This is a genomic window from Pseudomonas sp. DSP3-2-3 (genome assembly GCF_049898225.1).
Lineage (GTDB): Bacteria > Pseudomonadota > Gammaproteobacteria > Pseudomonadales > Pseudomonadaceae > Aquipseudomonas.
Map to the genome: position 1 here is coordinate 119,949 of NZ_JAFCXH010000003.1, position 16,059 is coordinate 136,007.

Sequence of the window (16,059 nt, forward strand, 5' to 3'; positions counted from 1 at the left end):
GGGCCGTGAAGTTTAGCGGAAGAAGACAAAATTGACCATGAAAGGTGATTGACCAACGGTAATACCGTCTGTAGACTTCGCCGCCATTGAGCCCTGATGGCGGAATCGGTAGACGCGGCGGATTCAAAATCCGTTTTCGAAAGGAGTGGGAGTTCGAGTCTCCCTCGGGGCACCATTTGCAGTACATAGACGACTACCGGCGTCTACGCAACACCCCTAGAGCCCGCTAACCGCGGGCTTTTTGGTCTCTGGGGTTCCACCCTCATCTCTTGCAAGCCAGCCTCTTTTTGGTACATTTTCCAGTTCGAGAACCGGAGGTGTCCAGCGAAGCCATTGACCAGCTTGCCAATCAAAGCGTCCAGGCCTGCCGACAGACCGTTCCCCCACCCATATCTGCGCGAACACGAACTGCCTGGGTTTCTCCGGCTTTAAGCAAGACCACCACCCGGCTACCGGCGACGACTGCATCATGGATGCCCACTTTCAACAGTGTGCCCACTGCGGCAACTCATCCCTTTCATAGCTGCCCTGTAGCAACCTATCCGCTTGGCCATTTTATTGCGCCGACCTGCGCCCGATCGTAAAGAGCCGCCAGTCCCGCGTTAGTGGACATCCCTCACCGGTCGCAGAGGCCTGAATCCCGCTGGCCTGAGCCATGGGCATGCGCTTACGCGATGCTATTTTGGCCGACGCCCATGCTTAAACTTACATCACCCACATTTCTCAGTTCCACTCGCGATCACTCACAAAGAACGCAAAAATTCTGTACCTCAGTAAAAACGTAGTAGCCCTCTATTACCCACCTGGGTCACGTTCGCCTCATCATGAAATCGACCGTGATTGATCAAAAATCCAAGAATCAAGAAAACCGTAGGTAGATGGAATGGCAAAATTTATTCATACCATGATCCGCGTGGGCGACCTCGACCAGTCCATGAAGTTCTACCAGGAAGTGTTTGGACTCAGAGAAACTCATCGCCTGGATTTCGACGATTTCTCGCTGGTCTACCTGCGAGATTACGAGAGTGGCGCAGAAATCGAGCTGACCTGGAACAAGGGACAGAGCGAGTACACCCACGGCAGTGGCTACGGTCATGCCGCCTTTGTCGTCGAGGATCTGGACCAGCAGTTCAATCGACTGGTGGATCTGAAATTGTCACCAGCCCCCATCAAGGAATTCAAAAGAAAAGGCGTTTTGCTCGCACGATTCTTTTTTATTCAGGATCCCGATGGTTACAAAATCGAAGTGTTGCAGCGTGGCGGCCACTATCAATGAATATTTGAGGTTCCAATTACCGTCGGACTAAGCACCTGCCAGCTCAGAACCAAAAACCTCAGACAGTATTTTCCACTTGATCTTCAATAGGAGTGAGTTTTTCCTTTAAACCGCAATCCATGATTCGACCGTGACGTTGTCACTCCTTAATAACAATAAAAAGGGGACATTTCATGCAAGACTTAAATCTCAATCGTCGCCGCTTTCTGCAAGGGAGCAGTGGGTTGTTGCTGGGTACGCTTATATTCGGCTCAGGCCCCATCGCCCTGCTGGCTCCCAGCCGATCATGGGCGATGGAGATGAATACCCTGAGTAGCGACGTTGCGGCGAAACTGCTGCTGGTGATACGCCGTATTTACCCCCATGACCGCATGGAAGATGCTGTCTACGCCTTTGCCGTAAAAGCGCTCGACGAGCGTGCATCCACTGACCCCTCCGTACTCCCGCTGCTTGATAAAGGTCTTTCCGACCTGGATCGACTGGCCAGCGGCAGCTGGACAAGTCTCAATGAAACCAGGCAGGTCGCCCTGCTTGAAGAAATCCAGCATTCCGACTTTTTCATTTTGATCAGAGGCACGTCAGTCAACTCGCTATATAGCAATGAGCTGGCTTATCAGCATTTCGGTTACGAAGGCGCCTCCTTTCCTAAGGGCGGATATCTGATGCGTGGCTTCAATGATCTGAAGTGGCTGCCTGCCGCTCCAGCAGAAGCCAGTCCCAGCGCTTTTTCTTGAGGAGTAACGAGCATGACAACCTACAGTTATGACGATGATTCCGTAGTAGTAATCATAGGTTCCGGTGCGGGTGGCGGGACACTCGCCAACGAGTTGTGCCAAAAGGGCATACCGGTCGTTCTTCTCGAAGCAGGTGAGCGTCAATCCTCAGCAACCTTCATCAATGATGAATGGCCTTCGTTTCAACAGCTTTCCTGGGGTGATACACGCACGACGTCGGGCACTTGGCAGATTGCCAGGGACTTTCCCAATCTACCCGCCTGGATCTGCAAAACAGTGGGTGGCACCACCACTCATTGGGCCGGAGCAAGCATCCGCTTACAAGAACACGAGTTTCGCGCACGTCAGACTTACGGCGACGTAAAAGGAGCGAACCTGCTGGACTGGCCATTGACGTTGGCGGAACTGGAACCCTATTACACCCGTGCCGAGGACAAGATGGGGGTCACTCGCACCAATGACATTCCCGGCCTGCCCGGCAACAACAATTTCCAGGTGATGTACAACGGTGCGATGAAGCTTGGCTATAAACATTGCTCGACTGGACGCATGGCCATCAACAGCCGCGCCCGTGCAGGACGCTCGCAATGCATGCAGCTTGGTTTCTGCTTTCAAGGCTGCAAAATGGGGGCTAAGTGGTCAACGCTCTACACTGAAATTCCAGCCGCCGAAGCGACTGGCAAGCTTGAGTTGCGAACACAAGCCCATGCGGTTCGCATTGAACATGATGCCAAAGGTCATGCCAGCGCCGTTGTCTACGCTGACGCAAAGGGTCAATTGCACCGGCAGAAAGGCCGCATCATCGCGATAGCCGGTAATGCAATCGAAACACCCAGACTACTCTTGAGCTCCTCCAGCACATTATTTCCACACGGCCTGGCCAACGGATCAGGCATGGTCGGCAAACACTACATGCGCCACACCACCGGCTCCGTTTTCGCGGAATTCAGCGATCCCGTGCACTTCTACCGAGGCACGATCATGGCGGGACTGATCAGTGACGAGGTGCATTTCAATCCTGATCGGGGATTTGTGGGCGGCTACGAAATGGAAACTGTCTCTCTTGGGCCATCGTTCATGGCGGCATTTTTCAATCCTGGTGCGTGGGGCAAGGATTTTACCCGGGTCATGGACAATTACACGCACCTGGCCGGCATGTGGCTGGTGGGCGAAGACATGCCTCGCGAGAGCAATCGCATCACATTGAGTAATGACACTAAGGATCGTTTCGGGATACCCGTGGCCAACGTTCACTACGACGATCATCCAAACGATATTGCCATGCGTGAACATGCCTTCAAACAAGGCAGCGCGGTATACGAAGCGGTTGGCGCGCTTAAGACCCACCGGGTTCCGCCCTATCCTTCCACCCATAACCTGGGCACGTGTCGCATGAGTCTCAAAGAGGCGGATGGAGTCTGCAATAAATATGGACAGTGCCATGAGGTGCCTAACCTGTTCATCTCGGACGGGAGTCAGTTCACCACTAGTGGCGCGGAGAATCCGACACTGACAATCGTCAGCCTGGCCATCCGACAGGCCGACTACATTGCCGAATCGCTCAAGGCCAAGGCCGCATGACAGCGCAAAATCCAGGCGGGCCTGGAGGTCCGAGAGTTGAAAGGCTTTCACCGACAATTACATCTGGCTGCTGCTCTACCTGGAGGAGAAACGCTGTGCAGTCTTTGATCCAGGGGATGCGCAACCTGTCATTGACTGGTTACACGAGCGCAAGAGCCGGAGGCTGTGTTCAGTCGGTCGTGTGCCATGTGCCATAACGGTCAGTTGCCTATGGCTCCGCAAAAGGGTGATCACGCTGCCTGGAAACCCCGTGTTGAAAAAGGCCCGGACGCGCTGCTCAAGAACGTCACCGAAGGTCTGAATGTTATGCCACCTCGTGGGTTGTGCATGGACTGCAACCTCGGCAGGAGTACGCAGGTGTAGTATCTGACTATTACCTCCTCTTGTATAAAGAGGAGAATAATTCTGCTTTTTCTGGGTAGGATCTTGAAATGTGCGAACTGTATATTAAAGCCGATCCAATTCTGTATGAGTCCCGATCACGCTCGTTGCGCATACATGGCGTGATCACGACGTTGCGGCTGGAAAACCAGTTTTGGGACATCCTCACTGAGATGGCTGCTGGAGAGGGTCTCACCACCAACCAGTTGATCACCAATCTCTATGAAGAGATCACCAAAGCTCGCGATGAAGTGGTGAACTTTTCCTCGTTCCTACGCGTTTGTTGCACTCGATACCTGGCTCAACAGCGCGGTGCTGCGCCTCTTAAGCTGGTTAACCGAACTGCCTGATTAAGCAATCGACGAAAACGCTGCGAAATTCGGCGCTGGTATTACGCCTCTGCACTGAGCCTTTCGCCGTACTGCCTCATCGAGCCGGCCGGTCGACGGTGCAGGCGCATCTCTTGGGCGCCATTTCGACAATGAGGGTTAACTCCTGACTAGGAGTCATGCCAATCTTCCTTGATAGCGGATCGGGACGAGAGGATTTTGTGCCGGCGCACAACCACTGAACCCTTTGCGCACCACCCTGCCTAAACAGTTACAACCAAGGGGGTGAGGTATGGAACTCAAACAAATCTGGGACGTGCTGGCGAACATCATGGATGCTCCGCTGGCCTGGATATCCATTGTGACGCTGCTGATCGTTGCCGTGCTGTGGGCGGTGACCCGCGTCATGAAGAGCGATGGCCAACGTGAAAGCAAAGCGCTGTGGATCATCGTGCTGGTGTTTGTTCCGGTTCTCGGGTTGCTGGCCTGGGCGGTTGCAGGCCCGAAAGCCAAAACAGCAGGTTCCGATCCGCTTCAGCAACGAAACTGACGACCTATGCGACCATAAGTGTGTGCTTCACAAACCGGCCACTGTGCCGGTTTTTTTGTGCCTGGCATTTCGTTCTATAGAACGATCCAGCTAAATATCCATAAATCAGCAGCTTGGGTTTGCTATATTTCTCCGACATCAAATCGCCACATCGTTTGGCGCAGCACTGACCTGGAAGGGAATCAACATGGGTCTCACCAAAGAAAACCAACAACTACAGAACGCTCTGGTCTCGGCGGCTCACCTGCTGAGATGGTCTTTGGCCAACCTGCTCAAGGAAGCCAACAGTCTCGCTGATAGTGGCAAGCATGCTGAAGCCCAGGCGCTGATTGAGCTGTCGGCCAATTATCAGGAATCCGAATCCAGCCTGTTGAGCTACGCCTCCGAAGTTCGGGATGGCCTGATCAGCAAAACCAGCGCTGCCTGACAAGCGGCATTCACCGCGCTCAAGCCTTGTCCTTGCTGGCCTCAGGCACGGCACCGCAAGGCTATCCAGGCACGCTTTCGCTGACCTGTACTTAACACGACGCCAGTCCCGTCTACGCTTCTGCCCTGCACAGAAGAAAAGACAACAAGAGGACCGCGTCATGAAAGGCATGCTCAAGTGCATTGGATTGTCGTCAGTACTGATTACTACTGCAGCATTCGCCCATCACGGCTGGAGCGAGTACGACTCCAGCAAGGCATTGCAGCTGCAAGGCACGATTGAAGAGTCAGGCTATTCCCATCCTCACGGCTTCGTGCGCCTCAAAACCGCTGATAAAACCTGGAATGTGGTACTGGCGCCGCCATCTCGCATGGAAAACCGGGGCCTGACCCAGGACATGCTCAAGGTTGGTAATCAAGCCAGCGTGGTCGGCTATCAGAATCGGACCAAACCCGAAGAGTTACGCGCCGAACGCATCACCATTGGCGACAAGACCGCCGAGTTGCGCTGATGAATGTCGCCCCGTCAGGCTCAGGCGTAAACGTCTGGCTGGACTGGCTTGATGCATCACCCGTCGGTTCGGCCATGCGCGGCGACCTGTGGCTTTATCCGCTGGTCGAAGTGGTGCACATCATCGGCTTTGCCGTGCTGGTCGGCTCCGTGGTCATGTTCGACCTGCGGGTGCTCGGGCTATCCCGGGAAATTGCGGTCACGGCGTTGGCCCGGCACTTGTTGCGATTTGCCCTCGCCGCCCTGCTGCTGATCGTTCCGGCTGGCTTGATGATGTTTTCGGCACATCCCCATGACTTCGCTGGCAACAACGTTTTCCTCTTGAAACTTAGCCTGATCGCCATTGCGGGCATCAATGCCGCACTCTTCCACGTCGGCGTATACCGCTCGGTCAGTCGCTGGAACACCGGCGTCGCAGCACCCGCAATCGCAAAGATCCAGGCAGTGTTATCAATCGGCTTGTGGCTGTGCGTGGTGCTGTGCGGTCGGCTTTTGGCTTATACCTGAACGGGCGACTAGCCAGACTTCAACTACGCTCAAACAACGCCGCTCACGCCCGAGAATAAGTCCATGCAAGCTAACTCTTTTAGCCCGAATACTGACGCGAGTGAGTTTCCCGGCCCATACTGTATTGACCGCTTTACAGTTTTCCAGGGTGTTCTAAGAGTGAGCGGCTGGCTACATAGTCCCGATAAAACAATCCACCAGATAGCGCTGCAAGTACCTGGGGGAGGTTTGTATCCGCTGAGTTTCGGTAAAGTCAGTCCTGATCTGATTCCCCATTTCGGCCAACAGGCGTCCCAATCGCGTTTTGACGAACTTATCAGATTTTCAGAGGACCGTGCAGCCATCATCGATTGCCGATTGGTTGTGCAGTTCGTCGATGGAACATCCGCCTTGATTCACAGACTGGGCAACCCGCGACACGGTCTCACAACGGTGTTTGTCCAGATGATGAACAGCCTACCTGCAACACTGCAGGAGCATCCGCGACGCATGCTGGAGATTGGATCGCGGGCCCGTTCCGGCGTGGTAAGAAGGGGTTTTGCACCCGCCGACTGGGAATACAGTGGCTTCGATGTGCTTGCCGGGCCAAATGTTAATGTCGTGGGTGACGCCCATCAGTTAAGTCAGTCTTACCCTGCCAATCATTTTGATGGTGTCACGGCATTTTCTGTTTTTGAACATTTAATGATGCCCTGGAAAGTCATGATTGAAATCAATCGAATCATGAAACCAGGTGGCATTGGACTGTTTACCACCCATCAGACTTGGCCAATGCACGATCAACCCTGGGATTTCTGGCGTTTCTCCGATGAGTCGTGGAAGGCGCTGATTAATAAGCCTCTGGGTTTCGAAATTGTCGAGACGCGACTGGATGAGCCTGCTTATACCGTCGCCGCGCGCTGCCATCCTGTAACAGCATTTGCCGAGGAACCGGACGGCTTTCTCTCCTCTTCGGTCATATTTCGTAAAATCAGCGAAACGAGCCTGGACTGGCCTGTTGAGCTCAAAGAAATATCCGACACATCCTATCCTTCGGCCACTACGACACTTTAGTTATCAGGGATGCGGTGCAAAGTGAGCAGCGCGAAGATGGCACCTCGAAGCGCACTCAAGACTCACCTCCACGTCGCTCCTCATTTTGCGCGACGACCATCACTCAAAACGATAAATTATCTATCTTCCTAACACTCATATGGATTTGCGCATTACACAATTCCATTTTTTCACGACCATTCGTCAACTTCGCTGAACAGCTTTCGAGGCTCGGCGCTCCCTTTACTGTGGCCAATCATATGTCCACCGACAGCCGTCTTGGCTCAATAAGATGAGGAACTGAATCATGTTCATTCATAACAAGCGTTTGCAGTACACCGTCCGTGTCGCTCGACCTGATCCAGGTCTGGCCAATCTTCTTCTGGAGCAGTTCGGTGGTGCTCAAGGTGAACTGGCAGCAGCGGCGCGCTACTTCACTCAAGCGTTGGCAGAAGAAGATGCAGGTCGTAAAGACTTGCTGATGGATATCGCCACCGAAGAACTTAGCCACCTGGAAATCATCGGTTCGATTATTTGCATGCTGAACCGTGGCGGCAAAGGTCAGCTGGCCGAAGGCGTACAGCAGGAAGGTGAGTTGTATCGTGCAATTAACGGCGCGGGCAATGACTCGCATATCACCTCTTTGCTCTACGGCGGCGGTGCGCCACTGACCAACTCGGCCGGTGTGCCATGGACAGCTGCGTACGTCGATACCATCGGCGAACCGACTGCGGACTTCCGTTCCAACATTGCGGCAGAAGCGCGGGCGAAGATCGTTTATGAGCGCTTGATGAACGTGACGGATGATCCAGGCATCAAGGAAGCGCTGGGCTTTCTGATGACCCGGGAAATCGCGCACCAGAAGTCGTTCGAAAAAGCGCTGCATTCGATCCAGCCGAACTTCCCGCAAGGCAAACTGCCTGGCATGCCTGAGTTCGCCAACGTGTACTTCAACATGTCTGCCGGCGAGCCAAACCTGCGCGGTCCGTGGAATGAAGGCGACGAGTGGGAATACGTGGAATCACCACAACCTGCCGTGGATGGCGGGGACGGTACCGCATCGGTCGATCTGTCCACCGATGACGAAGCCGTGTTGTTGACGATGAAGGAACGCACCATGTCCGATCCTGATGCCAACCCGATTACCGGTGCGGATTTGGGTTCAGGTTATGTGCAGGGTAAAGACCTGTAAGTTCAACAACATGTGTCGCTGACTGACCAACACTTAAAAGAGGAGGTGGAGAATGCATTTGTCTGAGGATGACGCTCGCCTTGTAAATGACCAGGAAGTTAATGTGTTGCTGGCTGGCCCTGCATCGTTTGAATCAACCGTTAAAAGCTTTGAAGTTCTGGCGCGGAACATCAAACGTGGTTTTCAGGTAAACCAGACCATCAACTCATTGAGGGTTTCGGGCAGTTCCGATCATTCGGGTTTGCCGGATTCGAACCGCAAGTCCGCTTCGGTGACTAACAAGTCGGGCAAGTCGTAACAACCGTGACAATAAAATGTGCATAGCAAACGATAGAGCAAGCCTGCGCGCAGGCTTGCTCGCTGTGCCTGAAGTTAGATATCCAGGCAGATCTTGCCGAAGTGTTGATTGGTTTCCTGATAGCGGAATGCTTCAACTATTTCGCTCAACGGGAAGTGCCTATCAATGATCGGACGCATGCCACTGGCATTGATTGCGCGAATCATATCCTGCTGCTGTGTGCGGCTGCCTACCAGTACACCTTGCAGACGCAACTGCTTGACCAGCGCCGGTACAAATGACAGTTGCCCGGCAACGCCCGTCAGAATACCAATCACCGAGATATGCCCACCGACCCGCGCAGCAATCATCGATTGCTCCAGTGTCGATGGCCCGCCTACTTCTATCACGTGATCCACGCCCCGGCCGCCCGTCAAGGCGCGCGCAGTCTCACCCCAATGGGTGTCCTTGCGGTAGTTGATCAGGTGATCGGCGCCCATGGCTTTCAGACGGCTGAGCTTTTCGTCGCTGGAGGATGTCGCAATCACAGTCGCGCCGGCCATTTTCGCGAACTGCAAGGCGAAGATGGATACGCCGCCTGTACCTTGGATCAAAACGGTATCACCAGGCTTGAGGGAATCGTCGGCCATCAGCGCACGCCAGGCGGTTAAACCGGCGGTAGTCAGCGTGGCTGCTTCGGCGTGGCTGTAACCGGTTGGTGCCAGAGTGAATGAGGTCGCGCGCGCCGTTACTTGCTCACGGGCGTAACCGTCGATGCCATCGCCGGGTACGCTGACGAAACCTTCGACCAGGGGCGTGCCATCGATCCAGTCCGGAAAGAAGGTGCTGACAACCGAGTCGCCGACCTTGAACTCGCTGACGCCCTCGCCCACTGCAATGACTTCGCCCGCGCCATCGGCCATGGGAATGCGCGCCTCGCTCGGCCCCCACATGCCGCTGACGACCGCGAAGTCGTGGTAGTTCAGGGAATTGGCGCGTAACCGCACGCTGATCTCGCCGGCTTGTGGCGCACGGACTTCGCTATCGCCGATGGTCACGTTGTCGTAACCGCCGCCCGCCTGGACGTAAATGGTTTTGTTGCTCATGGGTGAGTTCCTCTTGGCTTGATGTAGTCGTAGGAGCGAGGCTTGCCCGCGAAGAGGCCGATACATTCGCCCATCTTCTGAACGTCAAACATGGCCTTCGCGGATAAGCCTCGCTCCAACAAATCAATATTTCAATACGGAATAATTCATCATTACGCATAATGACGAAACGTGTGATCAAAAATCAGAGTTCGTTTTTCAGTCGGGCGGCGAACTGATCGATGGCCTGCTCGTCGCGTCGAAAGTAAGTCCATTTGCCGATTCTCGTTGCCTGCAGCAGCCCTGCACGCTGCAAAATCGCCAGGTGCGCCGACGCCGAGGACGGTGACAGGCTGGCCTTGCGCTGAATGTGCGACATGCACACGCCAATCGCCGGATCGCCATGGTCCTGGGGAGGAAAGTGAGTTTGCGGATCTTTGAGCCACTCCATGATAGTCATGCGAGTGTCATTGCCGACCGCTTTGAGCTGTTCGAGAATCATGAGGCGAACATTACGCCTTTTAACGAAATGTTCAAGAGTAAAATCTCCGCTCTCAGGTTCGAAAGCTGGAAAAAAATCACCAAAAACGCGTTGGCGCCGCTATCCTCAGGCCTTTTAAGCAAGGATGCCTGCCATGAAAATAATTGCCTTGTTGGCCCTCGGCTTGGTATTGAGCGGATGCGGAAGCATCAATACGGTGTTGCGCGGCGATGAAGTCACCAGCCGCGAGCTGATCGACCAGAAGTCCTACTGCGCCACCGTTCCCCGGGTCTACAGCGGCGTGTACTACGATTTCTGTCTGCTCAACGCACCAGCGCCTGAAAATGCCAGTCGCAGCGGGTACAACATGCCGGGATTGTTGATCGACGCCGCTGCCTGCGTGGTGCTGGACACCGTCGCCCTGCCCTACACAGTTTATCGGCAAAGCCAGGACGGCAGCATCGACATCAGCCCCAGGACCTGGAAACGGGAAAGTTGAGAAGCTGACACCAAGCGAACACCCCTCACTAGAACAATCACTAGAAGTGAGCATCACTGCATGAAGAGCCTCAAGTACAGCGCCATCGCTACCTTGCTGTGTGGATTTTCCAACATGGCTTTCGCCGAAGAGCCGGCCGCGTCTCATCTGGACAAGGTCCTGCAAGGCGGGCAACTGGCGGTATGCACCACCGGCGACTACAAACCGTACACGTTCCTGCGCGAGGACGGCGAGTACGAAGGCATCGATATTGAAATGGCGCGCTCGCTGGCGAAAAGCCTGGGGGTGAAGATCCAGTGGGTGCCGACCACCTGGAAAACCCTGATGCCGGACATGATCGCCGGCAAGTGCGACATCGCCATGGGCGGGGTTTCGGTCACGCTTGAGCGCCAGAAGAAAGCCTTCTTCAGCAACATGCTGGACATCGACGGCAAGATCCCCCTGACCCGCTGTGAAGACCACGCGCTGTATCAGACCATCGAGCAAATCAACCAGCCGTCGGTGCGCTTGATCGAGCCTGCCGGAGGCACCAACGAAGCGTTTGTTCACGCTTACCTGCCCAAGGCGCAGTTGGCGTTTCACGACAACAAGACCATCTTTCAGCAGTTGCTGGACAAGAAGGCTGACGTGATGATTACCGATGCCTCGGAAGCGCTGTACCAGCAAAAACGCATGCCTGGGCTGTGCGCGATCAATCCTGCGCAGTACATGCAATATGGCGAGAAGGCGTATCTATTGCCGCGCGATGACGTGACCTGGAAGGGCTTTGTTGATCAATGGCTGCATTTGAGCAAGGCCACCGGCGCGTATCAGACCGTGGTCGGACATTGGTTGGCGGTGCCGGGACAGTAAGTTGTAGGAGCCAACTTGTTGGCGAAGCCTCGTTTCAGAAGCTTCGCGAGCAAGCTCGCTCTCATCAAACAACACATATCCATCTGGCCTGACGAGGATCCGTGGGACCGGATTTATCCGGGAAAGCGGCATTCCTGACGAGGAAAATGCAGTGGATGTACCGACCTCTTCCCGGATGAATCCGGTCCCACTGGACTGTTTGCTGCGCGACAGCGCGGCGTCTGGACGACGGGGGATCTCCTACACAAGTTCGCTCCTACACGCTTGGGCCGATCAAACCTTGACGATCCAGCCCTGTGGCGCTTCAACGTCACCGGACTGTACGCCGGTCAGTTCCGCGTACAGCTTGCGGGTCACCGGACCGACGTCGGTTTCGCTGTAAAACACATGCAGCTTGTCCTTGTAGGAAATCCCGCCGATTGGCGTGATGACCGCAGCGGTACCGCACGCGCCGGCTTCCTTGAAGTCGGCGATCTGGTCGATGAACACGTCACCTTCAACCACTTTCAGGCCCAGGCGGCTTTGCGCCAGTTCGATCAGCGACAGGCGGGTAATACCCGGCAGCACTGACGGCGATTTGGGCGTGACGAATACGTCATCGTGGGTGATGGCGAAGAAGTTGGCCGAACCAACCTCTTCGATCTTCGAATGGGTTTGCGGGTCCAGGTAGATGCAGTCGGCGAAATGGTTCTTCTTGGCTTCGGAACCCGGCATCAGGCTGGCGGCGTAGTTCCCGCCGACTTTCGCTGCGCCAGTGCCGTTCGGTGCCGCGCGGTCGTAACCGGAGATCACGAAGTTGTTCGGCTTCAGGCCGCCCTTGAAATAGGCGCCGACCGGAATGCAGAAGATCGAGAAGATGAATTCGGGCGCGGTACGCACGCCGATGTTGTCACCCACGCCGATCACGAAAGGACGCAGATACAGCGCGCCGCCTGAGCCGTACGGCGGGATGAAGCGTTCGTTGGCCTTGACCACTTGCTTGCAGGCTTCGATAAACACATCGGTCGGCACATGAGGCATCAGCAGACGCGAACAGCTGCGCTGCATGCGCTGGGCGTTCTGGTCAGGACGGAACAGGTTGATCGAGCCATCCTTGCAACGATAGGCCTTGAGGCCTTCAAAGCATTGCTGACCGTAATGCAGCGCCGTAGAGCCTTCACTGATGTGCAAGACGTTGTCTTCGGTCAGTGAACCCTCGTCCCAGGCACCATCGCGCCAGTGAGAGAGGTAGCGCATATCAGTTTTGATGTAGTCGAAACCCAGTTTGTCCCAGTTGATACTTTCGTGACTCATAACGCCCTCTGTCATTAGCAGCTGCCTGGACGAATCAGGCCAAGCCCGTATTCTGCCAGATCATCCGCACCCTGAGGCTTCAAATCCACATAAACCTCCACATGGCGTTCAAGTGTGAAGCAAGGGGGAGATTTCATCGGCCGGCTCGGCTTTCGACAGGCAGCGGGCGAATAGCCGATGCAGGGGCAGATCGCGCTGGCTGCGCCGCATCAGCAATACCACTTCGCGATGGAAGGTCAGGCTGCCGAGCTTCGCCGCTACGGGGTTGCTCGGCTGCGGATATAAGCCAAAAACGCATCCATGTCCGAACTGCTCAGCATCCGCGCCACGGACTTGACCTCTTCCATCGGCCAGTCCCACCACGCCGTCTGCAACAGCAAATCGCGCACGTCTTCTTCGAAGCGCCAGCGGATGAACTTGCACGGGTTGCCACCCACGACCGAGAACGGCGCGACATCGCGGGTCACGATGGCACCGGCAGCTACGATAGAGCCGTGGCCAATGGTGACGCCCGACAGGATCATCGCATCGGCGCAGATCCAGCAATCGCTGCCAATCACCACATCGCCCTTGCTCGGCGCATAGTCCTTGATGTCTTCCAGGCCACTCATCATCGCCGGGAATGGATAGGTGGTGAGCCAGTCGGTGCGATGCTCGCCGCCCAGCAGAATCCGCACGCCTCCGGCAATGGACGTGTAGGAACCCACGCGCAGGATGGTGTCATCGCCAAACTCGATGACTTCAGGAATGCCGTAAGTGCCGACCCCGACGGTGTAGCGCGGATATTCGAGCCTGATCTTTTCCGGCGCGCGCTCCAGTTTGTCCATGCGGCGCAGGCGTTTTCGGGTAGTGCGCTTTTTCAACAGGTCGAGGAGATTCATGGCAATCCGCAAACAAGAATGACGAGGTGTCTGGCAAGTACCGCTTAACCGCTATGGCGATGCAACAGCAGGCGCTTGAAGCGGCGGAAGGTCGTCATGTTCAGATGCCGAAAAGGGATCGAGCGCAACAGGCTCCAGGCGTGTTTTTTATCGGTGACCACGGCGTACTTGAGCGCCTTGTTGAGGATCGCGGTGCGACCGCTCTGGTACGCGGGGTGCGCGGTGTAAGGCGCAATCGTCTGCAGATCGGCATCCAGCAGCACTTTGTACTTGCGCGACAGGTTGTTGGGATGGCGCCGATAACGGGTCACGCTCACCGGCAGGACATCGATGCCGTAACCCTGATGCGCGATTTTCAGGGTCATCTGGAAATCCTGGACCTTGATGTCCGGATTGTAGAATCCCGCAGCTTTGAGGGCGTCCATCCGATACAACGAAACCGGCGCGCCAACTACGATGGCATCACTGAGTATTTCATCAAAGTTGAGGTGTTTAACTTCGTTCAACTTCTGGAACTTGGTGTTGTTGCCTTCGCTGTCCATGTAAATGATCAGCGCACCGACACAACCAACATGGGGGTGTTTGTCCAGATACTCGGCACGAATGCGCACTGAGCCGGGCAACATGATGTCGTCCAGGTCTGGCGTGGAAACGTAGACGCCTTGGGCGTATTGCAGCCCGTGATTGAGCGTGGCGCTGACGCCCTGGTTCACCTGCTGATAGAGCTGGAACGGATACCGCGACTGGAGTGCTTCAAGCATCGCGTAGCTGTTATCGGTCGAACCGTCGTCGACGATGATGACTTCGAAGTTCGCGTAATCCTGCGCGAAGATGCTGGCAATCGCCTCTTCCAGAAACTTTTCGGCGTTGTAGCAAGGGGCAACGATTGATACGAGCGGCGGCGTATCCATTGCCTGATGTGGTCCAGAGATGTTTTCGTCAGTCATAAAGTCAATTTCGAAGCCTTTCAAGGGCGCGGTCCTACAGACCAGTTACCTATTACCTACAAAGCGGATACATCATGCTGCAAACACCCCCCGTTTGTCATGGTTTGAATCCCTCTGTAAGGCTGAAACTGTCTCGAATCAAGCTCCTGCGGGGGAGCCTGCTCGCATCGCCCGAGGCCAAATCAACGTGGGCAGACACTTAACCTATTTTGCAGACAGTCTGTTGGCCAAGGTCCTGTAAAGCAATTGCGACAACGCTGCCATCATTTGCGAGCCATAAAAAAACCCCGTTCCTCAATCGAGCAACGGGGTTTCATGTTTCAGGCTCGCGTGGAATCAGAAGGCGTAAGTCACCAACAATTCCCTGGTTACCTGAAAGTCCAGCGACATCATCACGCTCAAGGCGCTGATGGTGAAGATGGAGAAGACGAACAACTTGCGTGCCCAGACGATGTCATCCACCGCCTTGTAGCCTTTCCAGGCCATGTACAACCAGTACATGCCCATGGCGGCAGCGACTGCCATGTAATTGAGGCCGGCGTAACCGCCAACGGTCAACATCAGGGTAGCCACCAGGAACGCCAGGATGTACATCAGGATATGACGCTTGGCGACCAGAATACCTCGCTCGACCGGCAGAACCGGAATCTTCGCGGCCAGATAGTCGTTGAAACGAAAGATCGCAATGGCATACGAATGCGGCATCTGCCACAGGCTGAACATCACCAGTAGCGTCAGCGCAGCGAAGTCGAAGCTGTTGCTCACCGCAACGTAGCCAATCACCGGCGGCATGGCCCCCGACAGACTGCCCACCAGGGTGCCGTGCACCGATTTGCGTTTCAGGTACAGGCTGTAGAAGCCGACATAAATCACAAAACCGATGACCGCGAACAACGCTGCCAGCGGGTTGGCCTTGGTGTACAGCAGGCCAACACCGACCACACCCAGAATCGTTGCGTAGAGCAGCGCCAGTTTCAATGAAACCAGGCCCTGCACCAACACGCGGTTCTTGGTGCGTTCCATCTTCACGTCAATGTCACGGTCGATGCAGTTGTTGAACACGCAACCGGACGCCACGACCAGCGAGGTGCCGATGACTGCGGCCAGAAAAAGGCCGAAGTCGATCTGCCCTTTGGAAGCCAGAAAAAAGCCACCTGCCACCGAAAGCACGTTACCGAAAATGATCCCCGGCTTGGTGATTTGGATAAAGTGCTTAAGGGACATT

20 protein-coding genes and 1 tRNA gene are annotated in these 16,059 nt (G+C 55.2%); 15 read left to right on the forward strand and 6 right to left on the reverse strand.

Annotated features, from left to right (window positions below; genetic code table 11):
• Positions 1-90 precede the first annotated feature (90 nt).
• The 13 genes from ACP7E4_RS05110 (at position 91) to ACP7E4_RS05170 (ending at position 8,817) form a co-directional block, all read left to right on the forward strand.
• Positions 91-175: transfer RNA gene (locus ACP7E4_RS05110), tRNA-Leu, on the forward strand.
• Between the two features lie 708 nt (positions 176-883).
• Positions 884-1,276, forward strand: a complete 393-nt coding sequence (locus ACP7E4_RS05115; RefSeq protein ID WP_426112257.1) for a VOC family protein — start codon at positions 884-886, stop codon at positions 1,274-1,276.
• A gap of 173 nt (positions 1,277-1,449) precedes the next feature.
• On the forward strand, positions 1,450-2,010 hold the full coding sequence (locus tag ACP7E4_RS05120) for a tat (twin-arginine translocation) pathway signal sequence (RefSeq protein WP_426112259.1): 561 nt from the start codon (positions 1,450-1,452) through the stop codon (positions 2,008-2,010).
• Between the two features lie 12 nt (positions 2,011-2,022).
• Positions 2,023-3,591, forward strand: a complete 1,569-nt coding sequence (locus ACP7E4_RS05125; protein ID WP_426112261.1) for a GMC family oxidoreductase — start codon at positions 2,023-2,025, stop codon at positions 3,589-3,591.
• A gap of 135 nt (positions 3,592-3,726) precedes the next feature.
• Positions 3,727-3,954 carry a c-type cytochrome gene (locus ACP7E4_RS05130; RefSeq protein WP_426112551.1) on the forward strand — a complete coding sequence of 76 codons (228 nt, stop codon included), beginning with the start codon at positions 3,727-3,729 and terminating at the stop codon, positions 3,952-3,954.
• Positions 3,955-4,022: 68 nt separating this feature from the next.
• Positions 4,023-4,322 (forward strand): ribbon-helix-helix domain-containing protein, encoded by a 300-nt coding sequence (locus ACP7E4_RS05135; RefSeq protein WP_341522864.1) that lies wholly within the window; start codon positions 4,023-4,025, stop codon positions 4,320-4,322.
• 271 nt (positions 4,323-4,593) lie between these two features.
• Positions 4,594-4,851, forward strand: coding sequence for a PLD nuclease N-terminal domain-containing protein (locus ACP7E4_RS05140; RefSeq protein ID WP_426112263.1), 258 nt, complete (start codon positions 4,594-4,596; stop codon positions 4,849-4,851).
• A gap of 187 nt (positions 4,852-5,038) precedes the next feature.
• The gene (locus ACP7E4_RS05145) at positions 5,039-5,278 is read left to right on the forward strand and encodes a hypothetical protein (RefSeq protein ID WP_426112265.1); all 240 of its coding nucleotides are present in this window, start codon (positions 5,039-5,041) and stop codon (positions 5,276-5,278) included.
• Between the two features lie 160 nt (positions 5,279-5,438).
• Positions 5,439-5,789 carry a DUF6152 family protein gene (locus tag ACP7E4_RS05150; RefSeq protein WP_426112267.1) on the forward strand — a complete coding sequence of 117 codons (351 nt, stop codon included), beginning with the start codon at positions 5,439-5,441 and terminating at the stop codon, positions 5,787-5,789.
• Positions 5,789-6,295, forward strand: coding sequence for a DUF6644 family protein (locus ACP7E4_RS05155; protein ID WP_426112269.1), 507 nt, complete (start codon positions 5,789-5,791; stop codon positions 6,293-6,295). The genes ACP7E4_RS05150 and ACP7E4_RS05155 overlap by 1 nt, the downstream gene beginning before the upstream one ends.
• A gap of 63 nt (positions 6,296-6,358) precedes the next feature.
• Positions 6,359-7,348 (forward strand): class I SAM-dependent methyltransferase, encoded by a 990-nt coding sequence (locus tag ACP7E4_RS05160; RefSeq protein WP_426112271.1) that lies wholly within the window; start codon positions 6,359-6,361, stop codon positions 7,346-7,348.
• 286 nt (positions 7,349-7,634) lie between these two features.
• Entirely contained in the window at positions 7,635-8,519 is an 885-nt protein-coding gene (locus ACP7E4_RS05165; RefSeq protein ID WP_426112273.1) for a manganese catalase family protein, read from the forward strand.
• A gap of 52 nt (positions 8,520-8,571) precedes the next feature.
• Positions 8,572-8,817: a hypothetical protein gene (locus ACP7E4_RS05170; protein ID WP_426224879.1), complete on the forward strand. Its 246-nt coding sequence runs from the start codon at positions 8,572-8,574 to the stop codon at positions 8,815-8,817.
• Between the two features lie 74 nt (positions 8,818-8,891).
• Here ACP7E4_RS05170 and ACP7E4_RS05175 read toward each other — a convergent pair whose 3' ends face one another.
• Both ACP7E4_RS05175 and ACP7E4_RS05180 read right to left on the reverse strand, forming a co-directional pair.
• Complete coding sequence (locus tag ACP7E4_RS05175) at positions 8,892-9,902, reverse strand: zinc-dependent alcohol dehydrogenase family protein (protein WP_426112277.1); 1,011 nt, start codon at positions 9,900-9,902, stop codon at positions 8,892-8,894.
• 184 nt (positions 9,903-10,086) lie between these two features.
• Positions 10,087-10,383 (reverse strand): helix-turn-helix transcriptional regulator, encoded by a 297-nt coding sequence (locus tag ACP7E4_RS05180; RefSeq protein ID WP_331150130.1) that lies wholly within the window; start codon positions 10,381-10,383, stop codon positions 10,087-10,089.
• A gap of 133 nt (positions 10,384-10,516) precedes the next feature.
• Here ACP7E4_RS05180 and ACP7E4_RS05185 point away from each other — a divergent pair, with 133 nt between their 5' ends.
• Both ACP7E4_RS05185 and ACP7E4_RS05190 read left to right on the forward strand, forming a co-directional pair.
• Positions 10,517-10,861, forward strand: coding sequence for a YceK/YidQ family lipoprotein (locus tag ACP7E4_RS05185; protein ID WP_426112279.1), 345 nt, complete (start codon positions 10,517-10,519; stop codon positions 10,859-10,861).
• Positions 10,862-10,921: 60 nt separating this feature from the next.
• Positions 10,922-11,713 carry a transporter substrate-binding domain-containing protein gene (locus ACP7E4_RS05190; RefSeq protein ID WP_426112281.1) on the forward strand — a complete coding sequence of 264 codons (792 nt, stop codon included), beginning with the start codon at positions 10,922-10,924 and terminating at the stop codon, positions 11,711-11,713.
• Between the two features lie 273 nt (positions 11,714-11,986).
• Here the strand turns inward: ACP7E4_RS05190 and ACP7E4_RS05195 are convergent, their stop codons facing one another.
• The 4 genes from ACP7E4_RS05195 to cyoE all read right to left on the reverse strand — a co-directional run bounded on the left by ACP7E4_RS05195 (position 11,987) and on the right by cyoE (position 16,058).
• Positions 11,987-13,006 (reverse strand): branched-chain amino acid aminotransferase, encoded by a 1,020-nt coding sequence (locus ACP7E4_RS05195; RefSeq protein ID WP_426112283.1) that lies wholly within the window; start codon positions 13,004-13,006, stop codon positions 11,987-11,989.
• Between the two features lie 257 nt (positions 13,007-13,263).
• Positions 13,264-13,887: a CatB-related O-acetyltransferase gene (locus tag ACP7E4_RS05200; protein ID WP_426112285.1), complete on the reverse strand. Its 624-nt coding sequence runs from the start codon at positions 13,885-13,887 to the stop codon at positions 13,264-13,266.
• Between the two features lie 44 nt (positions 13,888-13,931).
• Positions 13,932-14,798: a glycosyltransferase family 2 protein gene (locus ACP7E4_RS05205; protein WP_426112287.1), complete on the reverse strand. Its 867-nt coding sequence runs from the start codon at positions 14,796-14,798 to the stop codon at positions 13,932-13,934.
• Between the two features lie 372 nt (positions 14,799-15,170).
• Positions 15,171-16,058 carry a heme o synthase gene (gene cyoE / locus ACP7E4_RS05210; RefSeq protein ID WP_426112289.1) on the reverse strand — a complete coding sequence of 296 codons (888 nt, stop codon included), beginning with the start codon at positions 16,056-16,058 and terminating at the stop codon, positions 15,171-15,173.
• Between the last annotated feature and the right edge of the window lies 1 nt (position 16,059).